This is a genomic window from Haloarcula amylolytica (assembly GCF_049705545.1).
GTDB classification, from domain to species: Archaea; Halobacteriota; Halobacteria; order Halobacteriales; family Haloarculaceae; genus Haloarcula; species Haloarcula amylolytica_B.
Window position 1 is genome coordinate 421899 of the sequence record NZ_JBNAMU010000002.1, and the last position, 18783, is coordinate 440681.

General features: G+C 62.6%; 15 protein-coding genes. 3 read left to right on the forward strand and 12 right to left on the reverse strand.

From position 1 onward, the window contains the following. Positions 1-2: 2 nt before the first annotated feature. Together ACOZ4H_RS18595 and ACOZ4H_RS18600 are read right to left on the reverse strand one after the other, a co-directional pair. On the reverse strand, positions 3-3047 hold the full coding sequence (locus ACOZ4H_RS18595; RefSeq protein ID WP_424330754.1) for an FAD-binding and (Fe-S)-binding domain-containing protein: 3045 nt from the start codon (positions 3045-3047) through the stop codon (positions 3-5). A gap of 27 nt (positions 3048-3074) precedes the next feature. Continuing rightward, entirely contained in the window at positions 3075-4853 is a 1779-nt protein-coding gene (locus ACOZ4H_RS18600; protein ID WP_424330755.1) for an L-lactate permease, read from the reverse strand. A 662-nt stretch (positions 4854-5515) separates the two neighbouring features. On the opposite strand from ACOZ4H_RS18600, the gene ACOZ4H_RS18605 reads away from it, so the two are divergent. Together ACOZ4H_RS18605 and ACOZ4H_RS18610 are read left to right on the forward strand one after the other, a co-directional pair. Then, complete coding sequence (locus ACOZ4H_RS18605) at positions 5516-6256, forward strand: ThuA domain-containing protein (protein ID WP_424330756.1); 741 nt, start codon at positions 5516-5518, stop codon at positions 6254-6256. Positions 6257-6326: 70 nt separating this feature from the next. Further along, positions 6327-7136, forward strand: a complete 810-nt coding sequence (locus ACOZ4H_RS18610) for an aldo/keto reductase (protein WP_424330757.1) — start codon at positions 6327-6329, stop codon at positions 7134-7136. Between the two features lie 148 nt (positions 7137-7284). On the opposite strand, the gene ACOZ4H_RS18615 is transcribed toward ACOZ4H_RS18610, so the two are convergent. Continuing rightward, positions 7285-7854 (reverse strand): hypothetical protein, encoded by a 570-nt coding sequence (locus ACOZ4H_RS18615; RefSeq protein WP_424330758.1) that lies wholly within the window; start codon positions 7852-7854, stop codon positions 7285-7287. A 219-nt stretch (positions 7855-8073) separates the two neighbouring features. Continuing rightward, on the reverse strand, positions 8074-8652 hold the full coding sequence (locus tag ACOZ4H_RS18620) for an FAD-dependent oxidoreductase (RefSeq protein ID WP_424330759.1): 579 nt from the start codon (positions 8650-8652) through the stop codon (positions 8074-8076). A gap of 113 nt (positions 8653-8765) precedes the next feature. Here ACOZ4H_RS18620 and ACOZ4H_RS18625 point away from each other — a divergent pair, with 113 nt between their 5' ends. Then, positions 8766-9806, forward strand: coding sequence for a zinc-dependent alcohol dehydrogenase family protein (locus ACOZ4H_RS18625; protein WP_424330760.1), 1041 nt, complete (start codon positions 8766-8768; stop codon positions 9804-9806). A 514-nt stretch (positions 9807-10320) separates the two neighbouring features. On the opposite strand, the gene ACOZ4H_RS18630 is transcribed toward ACOZ4H_RS18625, so the two are convergent. The 8 genes from ACOZ4H_RS18630 to ACOZ4H_RS18665 all read right to left on the reverse strand — a co-directional run bounded on the left by ACOZ4H_RS18630 (position 10321) and on the right by ACOZ4H_RS18665 (position 18655). Continuing rightward, on the reverse strand, positions 10321-11550 hold the full coding sequence (locus tag ACOZ4H_RS18630) for an ABC transporter substrate-binding protein (RefSeq protein ID WP_424330761.1): 1230 nt from the start codon (positions 11548-11550) through the stop codon (positions 10321-10323). Further along, complete coding sequence (locus ACOZ4H_RS18635; protein ID WP_424330762.1) at positions 11547-12758, reverse strand: ABC transporter substrate-binding protein; 1212 nt, start codon at positions 12756-12758, stop codon at positions 11547-11549. Before ACOZ4H_RS18635 ends, ACOZ4H_RS18630 begins: the two co-directional genes overlap by 4 nt. Positions 12759-12896: 138 nt before the next feature. Further along, positions 12897-13829 (reverse strand): ABC transporter ATP-binding protein, encoded by a 933-nt coding sequence (locus ACOZ4H_RS18640; protein ID WP_424330763.1) that lies wholly within the window; start codon positions 13827-13829, stop codon positions 12897-12899. Then, positions 13829-14944, reverse strand: coding sequence for a FecCD family ABC transporter permease (locus ACOZ4H_RS18645; RefSeq protein WP_424330764.1), 1116 nt, complete (start codon positions 14942-14944; stop codon positions 13829-13831). Before ACOZ4H_RS18645 ends, ACOZ4H_RS18640 begins: the two co-directional genes overlap by 1 nt. Continuing rightward, positions 14944-15924 (reverse strand): NAD(P)/FAD-dependent oxidoreductase, encoded by a 981-nt coding sequence (locus tag ACOZ4H_RS18650; protein ID WP_424330765.1) that lies wholly within the window; start codon positions 15922-15924, stop codon positions 14944-14946. Before ACOZ4H_RS18650 ends, ACOZ4H_RS18645 begins: the two co-directional genes overlap by 1 nt. A 278-nt stretch (positions 15925-16202) precedes the next feature. Further along, positions 16203-16589, reverse strand: a complete 387-nt coding sequence (locus ACOZ4H_RS18655) for a PIN domain-containing protein (protein WP_424330766.1) — start codon at positions 16587-16589, stop codon at positions 16203-16205. Beyond that, entirely contained in the window at positions 16589-16783 is a 195-nt protein-coding gene (locus ACOZ4H_RS18660) for a DUF7557 family protein (protein ID WP_424330767.1), read from the reverse strand. Before ACOZ4H_RS18660 ends, ACOZ4H_RS18655 begins: the two co-directional genes overlap by 1 nt. 411 nt (positions 16784-17194) lie before the next feature. Then, entirely contained in the window at positions 17195-18655 is a 1461-nt protein-coding gene (locus ACOZ4H_RS18665) for a carotenoid oxygenase family protein (RefSeq protein ID WP_424330768.1), read from the reverse strand. Positions 18656-18783: the final 128 nt, after the last annotated feature.

Genomic DNA, 18783 nt, shown 5'->3' on the forward strand with positions numbered 1-18783 from the left:
GCCTAATCGAGCGCCGCCGCGATCATCTCGATGGGATGTGGCGGCTCTGTGTCGCCGTCACCGAAGTCGTCGAGCTGTGACCGGCAGGACGCGCCGGGTGCGACAACCTGCTCGGCGGGCGAGTCGTCGATCTGTCCCAGGAGCAGATCCGCGATGCCCTCGCTCATCGAGTAGTGCTCGGCCTCGTAGCCGAAACTCCCGGCCATGCCGCAACAGCCCGAATCGAGCGGGTCGACAGCGTAGCCCGCACGGCGGAGGACGCCGACGGCGTGGTGGTCTTTCTTCGTCGCCTTCTGGTGGCAGTGGCCGTGGTACGCCAGCGAGTCGCCCGACTTGTCGAAGGAGATACCCTCCCCCAGCCGGTACGTGTCGAGATACTCACAGACGCCGTACGTGTTTTCCGCGACGGTGTCGACGTCGTCACCCGACAGCAGGTCCCGGTAGTCGACTTGGTACATCACAGCGTCGGACGGTTCGATGGTGACCACGTCCCAGCCGTCGCGGACTCGCGGTGCGAGCGCATCCACGTTCGCCTGTGCCGTCTCACGGGCGTGGTCCAGCATGCTCTTGGAATACGCCGGACGACCGCTATCGGTCACGTCGCCGGGCACTGCCACGTGGACGCCCGCCGCTTCGAGCACACGCACGGCCGCTTTCCCGACATCGGGGTGGCTGTAGTTCGTGTACGGATCTGCGATCACGAGCGCCTGTCGGTCGGCCTCTGCCGCCGGGACCTGTGCCCCGCCGCGGTCGGCCCACCAGTCCCGGAACGTGGTCCGGTGGAAGGCGGGCAACGTGCGCTCCTGCGTGATACCGACCGTCGCCTCCATGAGACGGCCCGAGCCCGGTAGGTCCATCAGCCAGTTCGACACCGGGGCGAACGCGCTCCCGAGCGAGAGCACCGTCTCGACGTTGGCGAACAGTTTGTCCCGCAGCGAGATACCTTCACGCTGGTGGTGTTCGTGGACCACCTCGGCTTTGAGCTTCGCCATGTCGACGCCGCTCGGGCAGTCCTTCTTGCAGCCCTTACAGCCGATACAGAGGTCCAGCACTTCGGTGACGAACTCCTCCTCGAAGAGGTCATCCGGGAGGTCACCGTCCATCGCCGACCGGAGCATGTTGGCCCGGCCGCGCGTGCTGGTGATCTCCTCCTCGGCGGCGCGGTAGGTCGGACACATGACGCCGCCGGTGGTTTCCTGGTGACCGGTACAGCCCGCACAGCCGTGACAGAGTTCGACCATCCCCTGAAACCCGTTCTCGTTGTCCCAGTCGAGCGTGGGTTCGAAGCCTGCGTCGAACTCGTAATTCGGGTCGTACCGGAGGTTCTCGGCCGGGTCGTGGTCGCCGCAGATGTTGCCCGGATTCAGCCGCCAGTCCGGGTCGAACGCCGCTTTGAGATCCCGGAACGTCTCCCAGAGGTCGTCGCCGTACAGTTTGCGGTTCCACTGGGTGCGGGCGCGACCGTCGCCGTGTTCACCCGACACGGACCCGTCGTACTGGACGACGAGGTCCGTGATGGCGTCGGAGATAGCTTCCATCGTCTCGATACCATCCCCCGATTTCAGGTTCAACAACGGCCTGATGTGCAGGACCCCGGGGCCGGCGTGGGCGTAGTAGGAGGCGAACGTGTCGTGTTCGTCGAACAGCTCCCGGATGTCGGCGACGTACTCCGGGAGGTTCTCGGCCGGGACCGCCGTGTCCTCGACGAACGGCCAGTGCTTGTCGTCGCCCGTCCGCGACAGGAGGATCGGCAGCCCGGCCTTGCGCATCTTCCAGAACTTCGCCTGCCGGTCCGCGTCGTAGGCCTCCAGCGCGTCGACGGCGTTGACGGGGGCGTCGGTGACCGAACCCGCCCCGTCACTCGGCGACTCTCTGGCCTCGTAGTCCGGAAGCCGGTCGGCGAGCAGGTCGGCGACTTTCTGCGCGCCGGCATCCGCGGAGTCGGCGTAGAACTCGACGAGCAGCGTCGAGTCAGTCTCCTCGGGGAGCATGCCGACGACATCAGCGAACTCTGGGGTCTCCGCGGCGAGGTCGAGGAGCACGTCGTCCATCACCTCGACGGCAGAGGGGTCGTGGTCCAGAATCGGGGCCACGTCCCGCATCGCCGAGATGATATCGTCGTAGGTCAGCATGGCGACGGCCGTTGCCTGGGGGACGGGCTCCAGCGAAACCGTCGCTTCGGTCACGACGGCGAGCGTCCCCTCGCTCCCGGCGAGCAGTCGGGCGAGGTTGACTTCGCCGCGCTCCCTGGCGCTGTCGACCAGTTCGTCCAGGTTGTACCCGGAGACGTTGCGCTTGAGGTCCGGATATTTATCATCAATTTCCGCCGCGTCTTCTGCAAGTATCTTGGCGACTTCGGCGTAGATCCGGGTTTCGAGGTCGGCGTTCGGGCCGGCCTCGGCCGCTCGCGATTCGAGGTCGTCGACATCGACCCATCCAAACGTTGTCTGAGTGCCGTCAGCGAGAACGACCTCGCACTCCTCGATGTAGGCGTCTGTCTTGCCGTATTTCAGCGAGTGTGCACCGGTCGTGTTGTTCCCGATTGCACCGCCGAGGACGCTCTTGTCGCCCCAGGCGGGGTCCGGCGCGAACTTCAGGCCGTGGGGTTCGAGCCGGTCGTTGAGACGGGCGATGGTGATGCCCGCCTGTGCGCGGGCCTGCTTGGCCTCGGGATCGACCGACAGCGTCTCGTCCATGTGCCGCTTGAAATCGAGGACGACCGCCTCGTTGACGGCCTGTCCGGCGAGACTGGTCCCGCCGCCCCGTGGGAGCACCGGAATATCCTGCTTGTCGCAGTACTCCATCACCGCGACCACGTCGCCGGTCGAGACCGGCGAGACGACGCCGATGGGGAGCTGTTCGTAGGCACTCGCGTCGGTCGCGAACAGCTCACGGGTGTATGTGTCGAAGCGTACGTCGCCGTCCACGCGGCGCTCCAGGGCCGCCACGAGGTCCGGTCGATGGGCGCTTTCGCCCTGGTAATCGTAGTTCGCACTCGGGTCTGTCGCCGGGTCACGCTTCTCGGGGGGTCGGGAGTCGTATGCCATGAGTAGGAAGTGAGAGAGTGAGGCGAGTTAGAACGCGCCCGGTGCCACGACGTATGCCAGGATGAGCGTCAATATGCCCGTGAACACACCGTAGTACAGCACCGGTATCAGTTCGAGACGGATGACGCGTCCCTCCTCACCGATGAGACCGACCACCGTTAGGGCGGCGACGACGTTGTGGATTGCGATGAGGTTGCCGATTGCGCCGCCGACCGCCTGTGCGGCGACCACGATCTGGGTCGGCGCACCGATCTGCTGTGCGGCCTGGAACTGGAACAGTCCGAACAGAATGTCGCTGACCGTGTTCGAACCGGCGATGAACGCACCGAACGCGCCGATGAAGCCCGAGAAGAACGGGAACATCTGGCCGGTCCCGTTCGCCGTGATTTCCGACAGCAGGCCGAGCATTCCGGAGTTGATCGGCGCGGCCTCCAGCACGACGGCGCTGCCGGTCCGCTGCATGATCATGACTGTGGCGACCGCGAACCACAGCGCGACGACGGCTGGCGCAATGTTTCGAAGCGCCTCACTCCACGAGGCTTTGATACCGTCAGTGTCCATCCCGTGGAGCGCATACGTGATTACAGCGACAAGGACGAAGAGACTCCCGGGAAGGTAGAGCAACTCGACGCCTTCCGAGAACGGCGTGCCGAGGATGTTGTTCCACATGAGAACGCCGTTGGTCGCTAGGAACTCCTGAATCGGACTGACGACGCGAGTCACGACGAGCAACGCGGCGACGAGGAGGTACGGCAGCCAGGCCATACCCAGCGACATATCCTGCGAATGGGATTCTTCAAACGTCGCCGTGCCGCCGTCGGCCGCGACAGTTCCCTCTCGGCTCTCCCCGGTCGTGGTGCCGACACCCTCGCCGGGCTCGATGCTGCCAATCCAGTGGTCCGGCCACTGGGCCTGCGGGCCGAAGTCCCATTCCTCATCGGGGAGGAAGTAGCCGGCCCGCAACGTGGTCGTGACCACGAGCAGCCCAACCATTGCACCGAGCAGTCCCGGGAACGTCGGCCCGAGGAAGTACGCGGTCGCGACGTAGGGGACAGCGAACGAAGCCCACGCGAAGAGGCACAGCGGCAGGACTTCGAGTGCCGGCTTGATCGAGCGCTCCTCACCGAAGAAACGGGTCATCATCGCCACACCGATGAACGGGATAGCGATACCGACGATAGCGTGGATGAGCGCCGCCCACACACCGATCTGGGCGACGTACGCACCGACACTTTCGAAGCCGCCCTGCTGAAGCACCTGCTGTGAGGCGCCCGTTCCCTCCGCGAAGACCACGTCACGCAATCCGATAATCAGGGGCGTCCCGACCGCACCGAACGTGATTGCGAGGATGTTCCCCGTAAGCGCAACGACCACCGCGGCCAGCGGCGGGAAGCCAAGGCCGACCAGCAGCGGGCCGACGATGGCCGCGGGCGTCCCGAAGCCAGCTGCGCCCTCGATGAACGATCCCATGAGGAAGACGAGCAGGATGACCTGCACGCGCCGGTCGTCGCTGATCGAGGAGAACCCCGCGTTGATGACCTCGAACGCGCCGGACTGTTTCAGCGTATACAGCAGGAGTATGGCCCCGAAGACGATGACCAGGATTCTGGTCGCTGTCAGCGCACCGCGTATCGACGCGGCGGCGATCAGTCGGGGGGACATCTGCCAGCCGACGAAGGCAGCGATAGCCGCCACCGCCCACGCGATGGGCATCGTCCGTGTCGCAGGCTGGTACAGCCCGACCATCAGCACCGCAATCGTCGCCAGCGGCAGCAGTGCCAGGAGCACCAGCGTGTGCTCAGACATGGGTTTTCACCCCCGGCTTCCGTTCGTCCGGACACGTGCCGGCACTGTCAGTATGCCCCGGGAGACGGTATCGCGCTCTCATGTCGGAACCACCTCGGTACGCGGCTCTATCGCTCGAAACCTTCCGATACAGCGGTTTCTGATAGGGTGCATCAGTCACGTCGTCTGGCAGGGAGTATTTATACCTATCTACTGTTTACATTATCATCTACCCAGAATAACGCCGGAACGGGGGCGAGAAGCACTGAAGACACGAAAATCATGGTTTATTCTGTATGAACGGGCAGAATGAGTTACACTCGTGTGTATTCGGTATAGCGATGCTTTACGGCGTGATTTCAGTCGACTGTACTCCCGCGTGAAGTACATACAGTCGACTGTATTCACCTGTCTCAGGGCGCTGTTCACAGTCCTGTGGACACGGCTCGAAAGCGGGTCGGTTCGGCGTTCAGAGTGGCGGCTGTCAGGACATCGCTCCGATGCCGCTGGCGCGCGGTGGAACACGAACCGAACACTCGACACTGAATCGGGTAGCGAGGTACCCGAGGGAGATGGAAGCGTCAGGTGGATTTGCCGACAAGCGTGCCCCGGTGCAAAATGCGAACGGCCGTACGGATTGCCGCTTGGCGAACGCCGTTACGGCGGAGGTGGAAACCACGAGTATGACACGCGTCACGGTCTGGAACGAGAACGTCCACGAGCAGGAACACGAAGCTGTCGCGGACCTGTACCCCGACGGGATTCACGGCGCTATCGCCTCGGCACTGGCGGAGCGCGGGTTCGACACGGAAACCGCGACGCTCCAGGAGCCCGAGCACGGGCTCACCGAGGACGTACTGGCAGAAACGGACGTCCTGACCTGGTGGGGGCACGCAGCGCACGACCAAGTCGACGACGAGGTGGTTTCCCGAGTGAAGGAGCGGGTCCTCGAGGGTATGGGGCTCATCGTCCTCCATTCGGGCCACTACTCGAAGATTTTCCGCGAACTGATGGGGACGACCTGCAGTCTGAAGTGGCGCGAAGCCGCCGAAACCGAGCGGTTGTGGGTCGTCGAGCCGGGCCATCCCATCGCCGACGGCGTCGAGGAGTACATCGAGCTCCCAGAGACCGAGATGTACGGGGAACGCTTCGACATTCCCGCGCCGGACACGCTCGTGTTCAACTCCTGGTTTGAGGGCGGAGAGGTGTTCCGGTCAGGGTGTTGCTACCGCCGCGGGGCGGGCCGAATCTTCTATTTCCGGCCGGGCCACGAGACCTATCCGATTTACCACAACGAGGCGATCCAGCAGGTCCTTGCCAATGCCTGCGAGTGGGCTGCGGCCGGGAACGGTCCGGAGCCGTCGTTTGGCAACGCCGATCCGATTGAAGCCATTGACGAAAGTGACGACCGGTCAGTCCACTGATTTCGGAGCGGACAGTGTGTAGGCTGCATCGAACCCAAGAAATATCAGGTCCTCTCTGTTGCTGTTGCCTATGGCTGCCCTGCCAGCGATAGGACTCGGAACCTGGGAGAACACGGACCCGGACACCTGTGCCAACAGCGTTCAAACTGCGCTTGAAGCCGGGTATCGGCACATTGATACCGCACAACATTACGAGAACGAGCAGGCCGTCGGAGACGGCATCGCCGCGGCCGATGTGCCCCGGGAAGAGGTGTTTGTCGCCTCAAAGGTACATCCAAAGCGGTTCGGACTGGGATACGACGAGGTCATCGAGGGCCTCAATGCGACGCTGGACCGACTCGGGCTCAAAACGCTAGATCTCCTCTATGTCCACTGGCCAGTGGATAACTACGAGGCCGAGGAAACGCTGGCAGCGTTCGACGAACTGTTCGATCGAGGACAGATACGGCACATCGGCGTCTCAAATTTCAGTATCGATCTGCTGGGCGAGGCCATCGACACGCTTGATGCGCCGTTGTTCGCCCACCAGGCAGAGACGCACCCACTGTTACAACAGGACGAACTCGTCGCCCACGCACAGGCACACGAGTACTATCACGTGGCATACTCCCCACTGGCTCGCGGACGCGTGTTCGATATCCCCGAAATCGAGGCGATTGCGACGAAACATGACGTCAGCCCGGCACAGGTCAGTCTCGCCTGGTTACTCTCGCGGGACCGCGTGAGCGTCGTCCCGAAGGCCACGAGCGAGGCCCACATCAGGGACAACCTCGGGGCACTCGATGTGGACCTCGATGCGGCAGATATAGACCGAATCCAGGGTATCGAGCGGACCGAGCGGTTTGTCGAGCGCGACGGTGCGCCGTGGCAAGAGGGCTGAGGGCATACCAGCCATCCGGATCTGTTTGACAGGGAGAGCCGTGGTCTTCACCAATTACGTGTGACGCTACGCCAGGCTTAGGCCATTCCAGATCCAGCGTATGTCGATGTATTACAGCGCATACAGCCGTAATAGACCACCGGATGCGTTACTGGGAGAACGCCGGACGTGGCTTCGTGTCCCACGGTTCGGATACTCCAAGGCGGTCGACAGCAAGCGATAGACCGTCTCGAAGTGACGATTCGAGTCGACCGAACACACTGTCCAGCGAGATGTCGGCCGGAGATAAAACGCGCCAACGATACGAGCCACCGGTGCGCGCTGACTCGAAGACGACCCCATCGGCAATATGGTCGGTGACAATAGCGGCAACTGAATCACACTGGTCGATTTCCGTGTGATAGGTGTACACAGTTCTCGCTGTCGGTCGCCGGTCAAGGACCTGGTACTCCCGCGTCCCAGAACAGCAGTGTTCGTTGAGACACTCGTTACAGCGTCCATCGTCGAGAAACACGTCGTCGAACGCCGAGATGGCGTCAGCAGGTCCGTCCACGTGGTCAACGCGCCACATGGAGTTTCCAGTGACGGTACACGTCGCGTTTCGGAGTCGTAGCGTGGGATACTCCTGAAACAGGTCCATTACCGGGTCAGCGCCCGCAGTGAACCTGATACTGAACTCGAACTCCTTCACAGAGAACAGTTTAGGCTGTGATGCCATAGTGAATCAGTCGATAATACAGTCTGCCGGATTTAGAACGCCGAAACGGTCACAGTGACGCGAGAATGGCACCGACGCCGCGAATTACGCACCTGCTTACCGACAGTCGGCCTGACCTAGCCCAGCGTCGAACACTGCCTGTACTCGCCATTCAATGGCCCATAAAACCGTGTTCGGTGGTTAGCAATGGAATAGGCGCTTCCAGAGTCGGTTCGGGACTTACTCTTCGGGACCGAACAGCGCATCCGCGTCAGCGGGCGTATCGAAGTCGTGGAAGTGCTCCCCTTTCTCCTTCGTGAGAATGTTCAGACCCGCGGCCGCGCCATCGCCAGCGGAGATGACGGCCTGCCACTCCTCGGCTCTGACCATGCCCCCCGTCGCGTAGGCGTCGGCGACGCTCGTTTCCATCGTTACGTCCACGTCGACGACTTCCTCATCAGTCATGTCACAGCCCAGTGACTCAGCGAGGTCGCGGTTAGCCCCTGTCGCGAGGACGAGGTAGGGTGCTTCATAGGTGTCATCCTCGGTTGCGACCTCGAATCCGGCATCAGTTTGCTGCACGTCGGTCACCTCTGTGTCCTGCTTTCGGTCGACGCCGAAACTGTCGACTTGTGTCCGGGCCGTCTCCATGAAGGCAGACCCGTCTTGGGAGCCTACCCCGAGATAATTGAACAGGTGCGCTTTGTGCATCCAGGTCCCGTCAGTGTCGAAGACTGACGTTTCCAGGCCGTTTTTCTGTGTGAACAATGCGGCACTCAGGCCGGCGGGGCCACCGCCAACGACGAGAACGTCCGTCATATCCCTGCGATTGTGTCCCGTCACTGGTAATTGTTTTCATCTAATAAGACCGGGCAAGCGGATGTGACGGATGGCATGAGAACGGTTTTCCACAGCCGCCCCAAAGCAAGCGCATGCGCGCAGCCATCTACCGTGGCCCCGGTGAAATCACCGTCGAAGAGGTTCCCCGTCCGGAGATCGAGTCGCCAACCGACGCGATCGTTCGCGTGACCCACACCGCCGTCTGTGGCTCCGATCTGTGGTTCTATCGCGGCCAGAGCGACCGGGAGGAAGGGTCCCGTGTCGGCCACGAGCCGATGGGGATCGTCGAGGAAGTCGGCGACGACGTGCGCTCAGTCGAGCCCGGCGACCGGGTGTTTGCCCCGTTCGTTATCAGCTGTGGCCGGTGTGAGTTCTGCCGGAAAGGACTGCATACGTCCTGTGTCAACGGCGATTCCTGGGGCGGCGACAACGGCGGCGGCCAGGGCGAGTACGTCCGGGCGACGGAAGCCGACGGGACGCTCGTTCGGGTTCCCGACCGCCACGCCGACGACGAGGACACGCTGGAAGCGATTCTCCCGCTGACGGACGTGATGGGAACGGGTCATCACGCGGCGGTGAGTGCTGGCGTCAGCGAAGGAGACACCTGTATTGTCGTCGGCGACGGAGCCGTCGGACTGTGTGGCGTGCTCGCGGCTCGCCGCCTCGGGGCGGAACGCATTATCGCGATGGGCCACCACGAGGACCGTCTCGAACTCGCAGAGTCGTTCGGTGCGACCGAAACCATCGCCGCCCGTGGTCAGGACGCCGTAGACGCGGCAGAGGATCTGACCAACGGCGGTGCAAACCACGTCCTAGAATGTGTCGGTGCGGCCTCGGCAATGGAAACCGCCATCGACGTCTGTCGGCCGGGCGGGACCGTCGGCTACGTCGGTGTCCCGCATGGCGTCGACGACTCCGGATTGGACGTGTTCTCGCTGTTCGGCGATAACATCGCGCTCAACGGCGGCGTGGCACCGGTTCGTGCCTACGCCGACGAACTGCTAGCCGACGTGCTGCAGGGCACGCTCGACCCGTCACCGATATTCACGAAGACCGTCGACCTCGGCGGCGTGCCCGACGGGTATCGAGCGATGGACGAACGGGAAGCAATCAAAGTCCTCGTCAAACTGTAGTCGCCGCCGGTGACCAGTCCCAGCGGCCACGGCGTGCCTCGCCGGTCGTTCTCCGATTCCCGAATTAATGCCCACGGACCGGGCCTCACACCGGCCGGTAGCGTCCCCCCGTGGCGTCGGCGGCTGTCCCGGTTACCCTAGCTTGCCACAGGAACGACACCGCGGCCGTTCTGCAGTCGGGTCGTAAGCCAGGGCGACGTCGTTGCAATGGCGGCAGTAGCGGTCGGAACCGGCGGCGTACGAGTGCGCGTTTCCTTCGTGTACTAACATATGCGAACGGATGCCACGATACTATAAAATTCTTCTGGACAAACAGCTCAGTATACCCTTATATTCCACATACACCACCAATGATGTGCGAGTTGGTAGGCCAATCATCCAAATATTTGGGTTCGGAGTGAACTAACCAAACTTCAGAAGAGGTCTCTTCGGGACGGGCATTGGTCAGGTACCGCCGTTCGCGGTGTCGGTGACGGAGCGGTCGAAGGACCACAGTCCGCTGGCCCGCCGAGGGCTACGCGGGGTCGAACTCCCCGTTGATGATGTCCGCCAGTCGCTGTCGGTCGAACAGCCGTTCCTCGGTCGGGATGTCACCGAGGCCGCGCCACTCGCCGAAGACCTCCGGGTAGAACTGCTTGGCGGCGATTTCCGTCTGGAAGAGGTTGATTATCGGCCCCTGGTAGGAGGTCCCGCCGCGGTAGAGTCGGTCGTTCCGGACCGCCGAGAGCTGCTGGCCGATGGGGTCCTCGTGCATCGTGGCCATCCGGTCCTCAAACTCCCCGGTCGAGACGTGCGAGAAGCCGTACTGGAACAGCAGGATGTCGGGGTCGACATCAAGGAGTTGCTCGTAATCCCACTCGGCGTAGCTCCCGTCGATGACGTCGTCGAACGCGCCGCGCATCCCAAGGTCACGGTACTGCTTGTGCCCGTTCCCGTCGTGGACGGGATAGGCGTAGAACGCCCCACCCTCGAAGTCGGAATTGATCGAGAGGAGGCCGACCGTCGGCCGTTCGTCTTCGGGCGGGAGCCCTGCATCGATTTCCGACAGCAGCGAGTTGTGGAGGTCGGCAACGGCCTCGTAGCGCTCGCGCTCCTGAAACACGTCGGCGATCAGTTCGAAGGCCTCGTACAGCGAGTAGTACCGGTAGTCGTGCCAGTCGTCGGTCCGACGCCGGATGCTGTTCCCGAGTATCGGGCCGACGTTGTCGGTAATCTCGGCGAAGTCCTCGTCGGTCCAAGTGTCGTCGAGCACCTGAACGAAGTTCGGGTCGAACAGGTGGACGTCAGAGCCCATCTCGTAGAACGCTTCCTTGTCGATGCCACCTTCGCCCATCAGCTGTGGGATATCGTCGAAAGTCACGTCCATGTCCGGGATGGCATCGAAGAACGCCATCGGCCAGTTCTCGGTGAATATCAGCCCCGCTAGGCCGTCGAGTTGCCCCAGCGCGATAGCCATGTCGCCGTAGGTGCTGAAGTAGGCCATCCACCGCTCCGGGACCGACTCGAAAGTCACCTCGCCCATCGGCTCCATAGAGACAGTGTAGGGTTCAGATGTGGCCGGTGTCGGCGTCGCGCCGGGTGTGTCGGTGGCTGTCGACGTGTCACTGTCCGTCGCTGCCGGTGTCGATTGTGAGTCGGCGTCGCCGGTACAGCCGGCAAGCAACCCGCCCCCAATGACTGCGCCACTGTATTTCAGATACGCTCTGCGCGTCCGTGCGTCGGCTGTCGTGTCGTTGTCGCTCATGCTTCGAACTCCCCGTTGATGATGTCAGCGACCCGCTGGCGGTCGAACAGCTGTTCATCGGCTGGAATGTCGGGGTATGGGCCCTCGGTGTAGGTCGGCCACTCGCCGAACTGCTCGGGGTACAGTTGCTTTGCGGTCATCTCAAGCTGGAAGAGATGCAGTATCGGCCCCTGATACCGCGCCCCCTGTGGGTAGATGCGGTCGTTCTGTACGGCCGTGATCTCCGAACCGACTGGGTCGGATCTGAACGCCTCCCGTCGCTTCGGGAGGCTCGTGTTCGGCTCGAACCCGCCCAGATGCAGGATTACGTCGGGATCGGCCTCAAGCAGCGTCTCGAAATCGACCACGGAGTTCGTCTCAACCGCGCCCTCGAAGGCATCGCGAGCACCGAACGGACGGGTGTGTGCGGTCAGAAATCCGGGGTTGTCCAGCGTGTACGCGTAGATTTCTTCGATGTCAGCCGCGGCGAGCATTACCGCCGACGGGCGCTCCGACTCGGGCGGCACGTTCGCGTCGATGGTCGAGCGCAGCTCGTCGTGGATCGCCGCGAGCGCCTCGTACCGGGCCTGCTCCTGGAACGCCTCGGCCACGAGTTCGAACTGCTCCCAGAGAGTGTAGTACTCGTAGTCCCCCCATCCGGACGGTGGTTCGGCGTGTCGGTCACTCAGCGAGTTGCCGAACCACGGCGAGACGTTGGTAGCGATTTCCTCGAAGTCCTCACGGTCCCAGTTGTCCTGTTTGGCGATCCAGGCCGGGTCTGCCAGGTGGATATCGCTGTCCAGTTCGTACAGTTTCTCCTTGCTCGGTTCCCACGAGGAGTACAGCCCGGTCCAGTCCAGCGACACGCCCGGCAGTCGTTCGACGAATTGGTTCCACAGCCCGCTGTAGTAGTCCGGGGCGTGCATTGCCGTGACGGTGTCCCCGCGGCCCAGGGCGAACGCCATGTCGGCGTGGTGCGTGAGCCGCGTGAAGACGGTCTGAGGCGGCGATTCAAACGTAACCTCCCCCATTGGCGACATCGACACGGAGTACGACTCATCCGCAGTGGCAGTGTCCGCCGCCGTCGCGGTCTCCGTCGGCGTGGAGCCGGCCCCTCGTTCCGAATCACTCGCACAGCCAGCCAACAGTCCGGCACTGAGAACTGTACCGCCGTATTTGACGTACTCTCTTCGCGTCGGTGTCTGGGTTTCAGTGGCGTCGTCAGCCATGTTTTTAGGCTAGCCTAAAAATTATATAGATGTTCCGGTTCCACGACTGTGGGAAGTCAGGTTTCAGACGCTGAATCGGATGTCCGTGGGAAGAGCTCGGTGGGCAGAGGGCCTATTCATCGCCGTCGTATGCAGCTACTACTCGGCCACAACCTCCTCGGCACGCTCCGCCCCGGTACTGTCGTCATCGACCGCATGTTCGTCGCCGTCGTGGCGGGCGCGGATCGGGTTTATTCGCGGCCCATGCGGGGTGACCGAGACCTCCGCCTCGATCTCGAAAACGTCTGCGAGTAGTCGCTCCGTCACGACATCTTCAGGTTGTCCCCGGGCCTGTATCTCGCCGTCTTTGAGTGCGACCATCCGGTCGGCGAGGCGCGCGGCCTGCTCGATGTCGTGGAGGACGACCACGATGGTGATATCGCTCTCATCGCGGAGCGTCTCGATTATCTCCATCACCTCAAGCTGGTGGTGCAGGTCGAGGAACGTCGTCGGTTCGTCCAGTAACAGCACGTCGGTGTCCTGTGCCAGGACCATCGCGATCCAGGCGAGTTGTTTCTGGCCGCCGCTGAGACTGCCGACTTCGCGATCACGGAGGTGTCCGCAGCCGGCCAGATCAATCGCCCGCTCGACGGCGGCCTCGTCTTCCTCGGTGACGCTGTCGAAGAACCCGCGGTGTGGGTAGCGACCGTGATACACCAGATCCTCGACCGTGATGCTGTTCGGCGACGTGCTCTCCTGGGAGAGCAGGCCGAGCTTCCGGGCTATCGCTTTGGTATCGAGCGTCTGGATGTCTTGCCCGTCCAGTAGCACGGACCCCGCTTCCGGCGTGAGCTGGTTGGCGAGGCCTTTCAGCAGCGTGCTCTTGCCCGAGCCGTTCGGGCCGACGAGGGCGGTCACCGCACCCGGTTCGGCGGTGATCGATTCACCGTCGATGACCGGTTCATCCGTCCCAGAGTACGAAAGCACCACATCGTCGCCGACCAGCGGCCGGTCCCGGCGACTGGACTGGGACCCAGCAGCGGTGTCGTTGGCCGTAGCGATACCGTCCGTGTTTGAGTTGTCTTGTGACATTAGATCTCACCCATCTGTTCCTGTCGCCGCATCAGGTAGAGGAAGTACGGCCCGCCGACGACGCCAGTGACGACGCCGACCGGAACCTGTGCGGGGCTCAGAGCCAGCCGTGCACCGACGTCCGCGACGACCATCAGTGCCGGACCGACGAACACGCAGCCGATGAGGAGCCGGCGGTAGTCGCTCCCGACGATGAGTCTGACGATGTGGGGAACCACGAGCCCGAAGAAGCCGATGATGCCCGCGACAGAGATAGCCGTACTGGCCGCCAGAATGGCGACCGCGGACAGCATGAACCGGACCCGCTCGACACTCATCCCGAGCGAACTCGCGGTTTCTTCCCCGAGCAGGAGGAGGTTCAGCTGTCGTGCACCCGCCAGCGCGAGGAGCGTCGCGACCAGCGTCGGGATGACAGCGATGCGGAACTCCTCCCAGCCGACGCCCGTTAGCGACCCCGTAATCCAGGCCAGCGCCGACTGGACAACGCCCAGGTCGTCGGCGAAAAAGAACAGCCCCCGCTGGAGAGAAGTAAACACCATGTTGACGATAACACCGGCCAGGACCAGTCTGACCGGGCTCGTTCCGCCCTTCCACGCGATCATGTACACGAGCAGGAACGCGATGGAGCCACCGACCGCGGCAAACAGCGGGAGGAACGGAGCGAGACTACTGAACAGAACGAGGGTCAGCAGTACGGTGAGCCCCGCCCCGGAACTCACGCCCAGCACGAACGGGCTCGCCAGTTCGTTTCTCGTGACGGCCTGGAATATCGCCCCGGAGACGGCGAGACACATCCCCGCAAGCACAGCGACGATTACCCGCGGCATCCGGATGTTCCATACGATGAGCGTCCGCTTCGGCAGTTCGGGGAGTTCAGTCCCGAAGAAAAACGACTGCCATGCCCGGACACTGAACAGTACCTTCGGGTCGAATACGGCCTGCCACGCCTCGAGGATGGTCATCGAGTACGCCCCGAAGCTCACCTGCAAGAGTCCGGCCACAAAGGCGACGGCTACGCTCGCGACACACAGTCCGATCAGGGACCCGTCGAAGGTTCCCAGCCAAGTCCTGGCCCGTGACAACACGTCGGTGGCCCCCCGTGTCTCGTTCGCCATTACTCGCCCACCTCCGCGAGTCCGTCGGTCGCACCGACGTAGTCGCGGATCGTTTCGTCATCTATCGCATCGAGAACAGCGGTCTGGTCAAGCCCCGAAACGACCGCTTCGGGGCTCAAGTAGCCCGCCAGTACTTCCTGACCTGTTTCGGCCCGGTCAGCTACCTCGTCGGACGTGATATACGACGACCGCCGGTGTTCGATGACCGCCTCGCGAACCCGCTGGAAGCGGTCCGACTCCGGTTTGACGGGGGCGTCCTCGGCGTACCGGTCGTCGAAGTGTTCGACCCAAGTCGCTCGTTCGGTCCATTCGTCGTCGAGTTCAGCCCTCCGTCGGACCCAGTCCACCCCATCAGCGACAGACTCCCACCAGCCGTCGTCGATTCTTGCATCCGCAATCACCCGACGTGCGACCCGTGCGCCCCGGCCGGCCGCAATGATCGCCTGCATATCCGCCGCCTCGGACGGTGACGCAACGTAGAGACCCGGGATCGGTGTCGTGCCGTCGGAGTCGGCGTACGTGTTGTCGAAGGCTTCGTGTTCCTCGCCGTCGTGTTCGTACGTCTCGAACATCGCCGCGTCGTCGTCCAGACCGCGCATATACTCGCCGTCGTAGCGAGTCGCCGCGATGACGCGGCGAGTCGTGGCCGTTTCCCCGTCTTGGGTCTCAACGACGAAGCCCTCCCCGTCATCAGTTCTGTCGAGCGATTCGACTAGCTGGGAGACGACGGTACAACCGGCGGTTTCAGCGTGGTGCTGAAATCGGTCGTACAGCGTCTCTACGCCGATACCGGCCGGGAAACCGAGGTAGTTTTCGAGGTAGGCACAGCGCTTGAGCGACGAGCGGCCGCGGTCGTAGATGGCCGTATCGAGGTCCGCTCTGGCCGTGAACACGCCCGCCGAACAGCCGGCTGGACCGCCCCCGACGATGATGACATCGTGGTCGAACGTCGTCCCCGTCCGGTTCCCCACTGCCACCATATTCACGACGCTCCGTCCAGTGTCCGTGACACCGACAACCGGTGTGACGGTTCGGAGGTGTCGATCGATTCATTCAACATACTGTTTAGGCCAGCCTAAATGGGTAAAGCGTTTTCGGATTTTAGGCAGTCCGAACATCATGTAAGTTGGGCGTTGTGTCTGTCAGAACGACACCGGAGAAGGACGTGGATAAGTCACAATCTGCCCGGACAATGAGAAATTGGTTTCTTTAGCCATGGTGCTGGCTGCAACGCCGGCTCGGGAAGTCTGCCGACAATTCAGTTACGGAGGTTCGTGACTTCCATCACAGTCTGAAGAATATCAGTCTCGAAGTCGCTATCCGCAACGACAAGTTCGTCACCCGTTGAGCGAGCCGTGGCCGCAATGAGCATATCGGCGGTTGTCAGCCGCTCGCCACTGGCCAGAAGTTCATCTTGGAGACGGGCGGCCTCGACTGCGATTGGTTCGTTCAGGTCGAGCGTCTGGACGTCCGAGAACTCCTGTCTGACGGCTAGTACGTCGGTCTCACCACTCCCGAGGCGGCCGTTAATATATTCGAAAGCACAGATTGTCGACGTGTACCATGGCCGCCCAGCATCGAGATATTCGACGACGTGCTCGTCTCCTTGCTGATAGGCGATAATTGCTGAGGTGTCGAGAAACATTACCGCTCGCGGCCTTCCCGTACGATCTCCATTGCTTCTTCGGCCTCTTCGTCGGACAGCGTCCCCGGAGACATCCCGTCACCAGTCGATGCAACGATTCGGAGCAAGAACTCGTCCCACGTTTCGTCTTCCCGTTTCGCCTCGTCGAGTCTGTCTTTCGTATCGGTGTCGATGGGAATAGACGTTCGACTCATATGAATTTCTAATGAATTTCTCGGATATCAGTGTTTGCACTGCCCGTTCTGCCCACGAGTAGGGTAGCCCTTTTCACACCGACTGTAAGCGCTGCCGACGAATCAGTCACAGTTCGTTTGCAGCCTCACGTACTACCCGGCCTGCAAAGTAGACCCCGCTCACAGGAACACAGCCCGTCGCAGACGTCTCAGATAGCCCATATCGCTTGTATGGCTAGGATGTTGCAACAGCCAAGTACGTTGCCGGACACAGTTCCGTCCTGTCTGTTGCACCCCTGTCTGGGAACATGAATCATCGAACCGCCCGTACGGGGAGAGCTCAGAGGAGAAGCTATCCGGTTCGGTCGCTCGGATAGGACTGCTTCTCGAACGGCGATCCGACAGCGGTGTCAGGACGAAACGCTCACGGACTCACTCGTCGGCCGCCACCCTGAGTTCGGGGAAGTATCGACCGTGGAAATCAAACGGGGCCGCGTGAGGGAGCGATGCTCTGGCGCGCTTCTCGAACGTCTGACCGTCGAGGACGAGTAGCCGGGACCGGTCGGTATCCGCGTCTAGCGCAACGACTAACACCACGCCGTCATCCTCGGTGTCGCCGTCCGGCGCAGGGACGAACACCGGCTCACCGAAGTAGTCCCCGCCATCGTCGAACGTCTCAACGGCACCCGTGTCCGTGTCGAACTTCAGCACGCGACGGGCCCACTCGGTGACGGGGGTATCCATCCCCATCGCGTACACGTAACGGTGTGGGCGACACCACCGGGACGGTGAGACGGTCGGCAGTGCGCTGCCGTCGGGGTACAACATCTCGCGCGACACCATCGCGTCGGCGTCGCCGTATCGGGTCACGTCGCTTCCGGTACCGAGGTCCACAGTGAACCGCTCGATGCGGCCGACGATAGCGCCCATCTCGCCCGCACGGAGGTTTTCCAGATACAGCGAGTCGATAGTCGTCGCGTCGGGTACTGTTTCGAGGTCGAACACGAGTTCCCTGCCGCCGGCACGCTCGAACGCGTTGACGTGGTGAAAGCCGAACACGGCGTCGGTAACCGGCTCGGCCACGACCGTCCCGGTAGTCCGGTCCATGACGATGATTCGGGTCCCGCGGTCGGGGTCCCACTCGAACTGCTCGATGAAGGGCGCCTGCCGGCCGGGCTTGAGGAACCGTCGCGGGTCGAGTCGGAGCGGAAATTCCGTCAATACGACGTACCGGGGCGTGAGCGCGAAGCTGTGCATATACGCCGGCTGGTCGGTCTCGACGCTCCCGACGTGTCGCCGGGTCCCGTCGGGCGACATGGCAGTGACGTGGTACTGGCTGGTCCGTCCGAACGCCGTATCGACGTTGACAAGGACGCCGCTCGTCGGGTCACGTTTGACGTGGGCACAGGAGAGCTGGCCAGTCGGGACGCCGTCGTCGTGTTCGACGTGACCCGCCGTTTCGAGTGTGTTCGGGTCGAAACGCACCTTCCGGGGCGATTCAGTCAGTGCGACGTACTCGCGGCCGAACCGCTCAGCGATGATGTTCGTGTTGTCGTAGGGGTCTGTCAGAAACGTCGCCAGCCGCGAGCGAAGCGTCGTCTCGCCGGTCGCGAAGCCGCCCTCGAACTCGCCACTCCTCGCTGCCTCGTACGCGTCCGTTCGGAGGAAGCGGTTCCGATAGTGAACGGCGTCACCGGCCGGGTCGAAGGTGAACCGGTACAGCATCGCGAACCCGTCGAACCAGTGGTCGACACTGCTTCCATTTGGGAAGGAAAACGCGCCGGGGCCGTTTCGGATGAGACTGCCACGGAGCCAGTCCGGGAGGCCACCGGTCACGGGGATCGATGCCGTTGTTTCGTCGTGTAGCGAGTGGAACCCGGGATGGGAAGCCATACCGTTGCAACGGGTGGCAGCGGCTAAGTCCTGATGCCCCTGACTGGGGTACATACGGATTGTTGTAGATTATGTCCGGATAGCTCTGACCCCGGGGTCGGTGCATACCGGTACATCACTCCAACAAT

Coding starts and splice junctions, on each gene's coding strand:
- ACOZ4H_RS18615 (WP_424330758.1), bottom strand. CDS start 7,854: ATGGCATCACAGCCTAAACTGTTCTCTGTGAAGGAGTTCGAGTTCAGT.
- ACOZ4H_RS18650 (WP_424330765.1), bottom strand. CDS start 15,924: ATGGTGGCAGTGGGGAACCGGACGGGGACGACGTTCGACCACGATGTC.
- ACOZ4H_RS18600 (WP_424330755.1), bottom strand. CDS start 4,853: ATGTCTGAGCACACGCTGGTGCTCCTGGCACTGCTGCCGCTGGCGACG.
- ACOZ4H_RS18645 (WP_424330764.1), bottom strand. CDS start 14,944: ATGGCGAACGAGACACGGGGGGCCACCGACGTGTTGTCACGGGCCAGG.
- ACOZ4H_RS18595 (WP_424330754.1), bottom strand. CDS start 3,047: ATGGCATACGACTCCCGACCCCCCGAGAAGCGTGACCCGGCGACAGAC.
- ACOZ4H_RS18665 (WP_424330768.1), bottom strand. CDS start 18,655: ATGGCTTCCCATCCCGGGTTCCACTCGCTACACGACGAAACAACGGCA.
- ACOZ4H_RS18640 (WP_424330763.1), bottom strand. CDS start 13,829: ATGTCACAAGACAACTCAAACACGGACGGTATCGCTACGGCCAACGAC.
- ACOZ4H_RS18630 (WP_424330761.1), bottom strand. CDS start 11,550: ATGAGCGACAACGACACGACAGCCGACGCACGGACGCGCAGAGCGTAT.
- ACOZ4H_RS18635 (WP_424330762.1), bottom strand. CDS start 12,758: ATGGCTGACGACGCCACTGAAACCCAGACACCGACGCGAAGAGAGTAC.
- ACOZ4H_RS18625 (WP_424330760.1), top strand. CDS start 8,766: ATGCGCGCAGCCATCTACCGTGGCCCCGGTGAAATCACCGTCGAAGAG.
- ACOZ4H_RS18655 (WP_424330766.1), bottom strand. CDS start 16,589: ATGTTTCTCGACACCTCAGCAATTATCGCCTATCAGCAAGGAGACGAG.
- ACOZ4H_RS18610 (WP_424330757.1), top strand. CDS start 6,327: ATGGCTGCCCTGCCAGCGATAGGACTCGGAACCTGGGAGAACACGGAC.
- ACOZ4H_RS18660 (WP_424330767.1), bottom strand. CDS start 16,783: ATGAGTCGAACGTCTATTCCCATCGACACCGATACGAAAGACAGACTC.
- ACOZ4H_RS18620 (WP_424330759.1), bottom strand. CDS start 8,652: ATGACGGACGTTCTCGTCGTTGGCGGTGGCCCCGCCGGCCTGAGTGCC.
- ACOZ4H_RS18605 (WP_424330756.1), top strand. CDS start 5,516: ATGACACGCGTCACGGTCTGGAACGAGAACGTCCACGAGCAGGAACAC.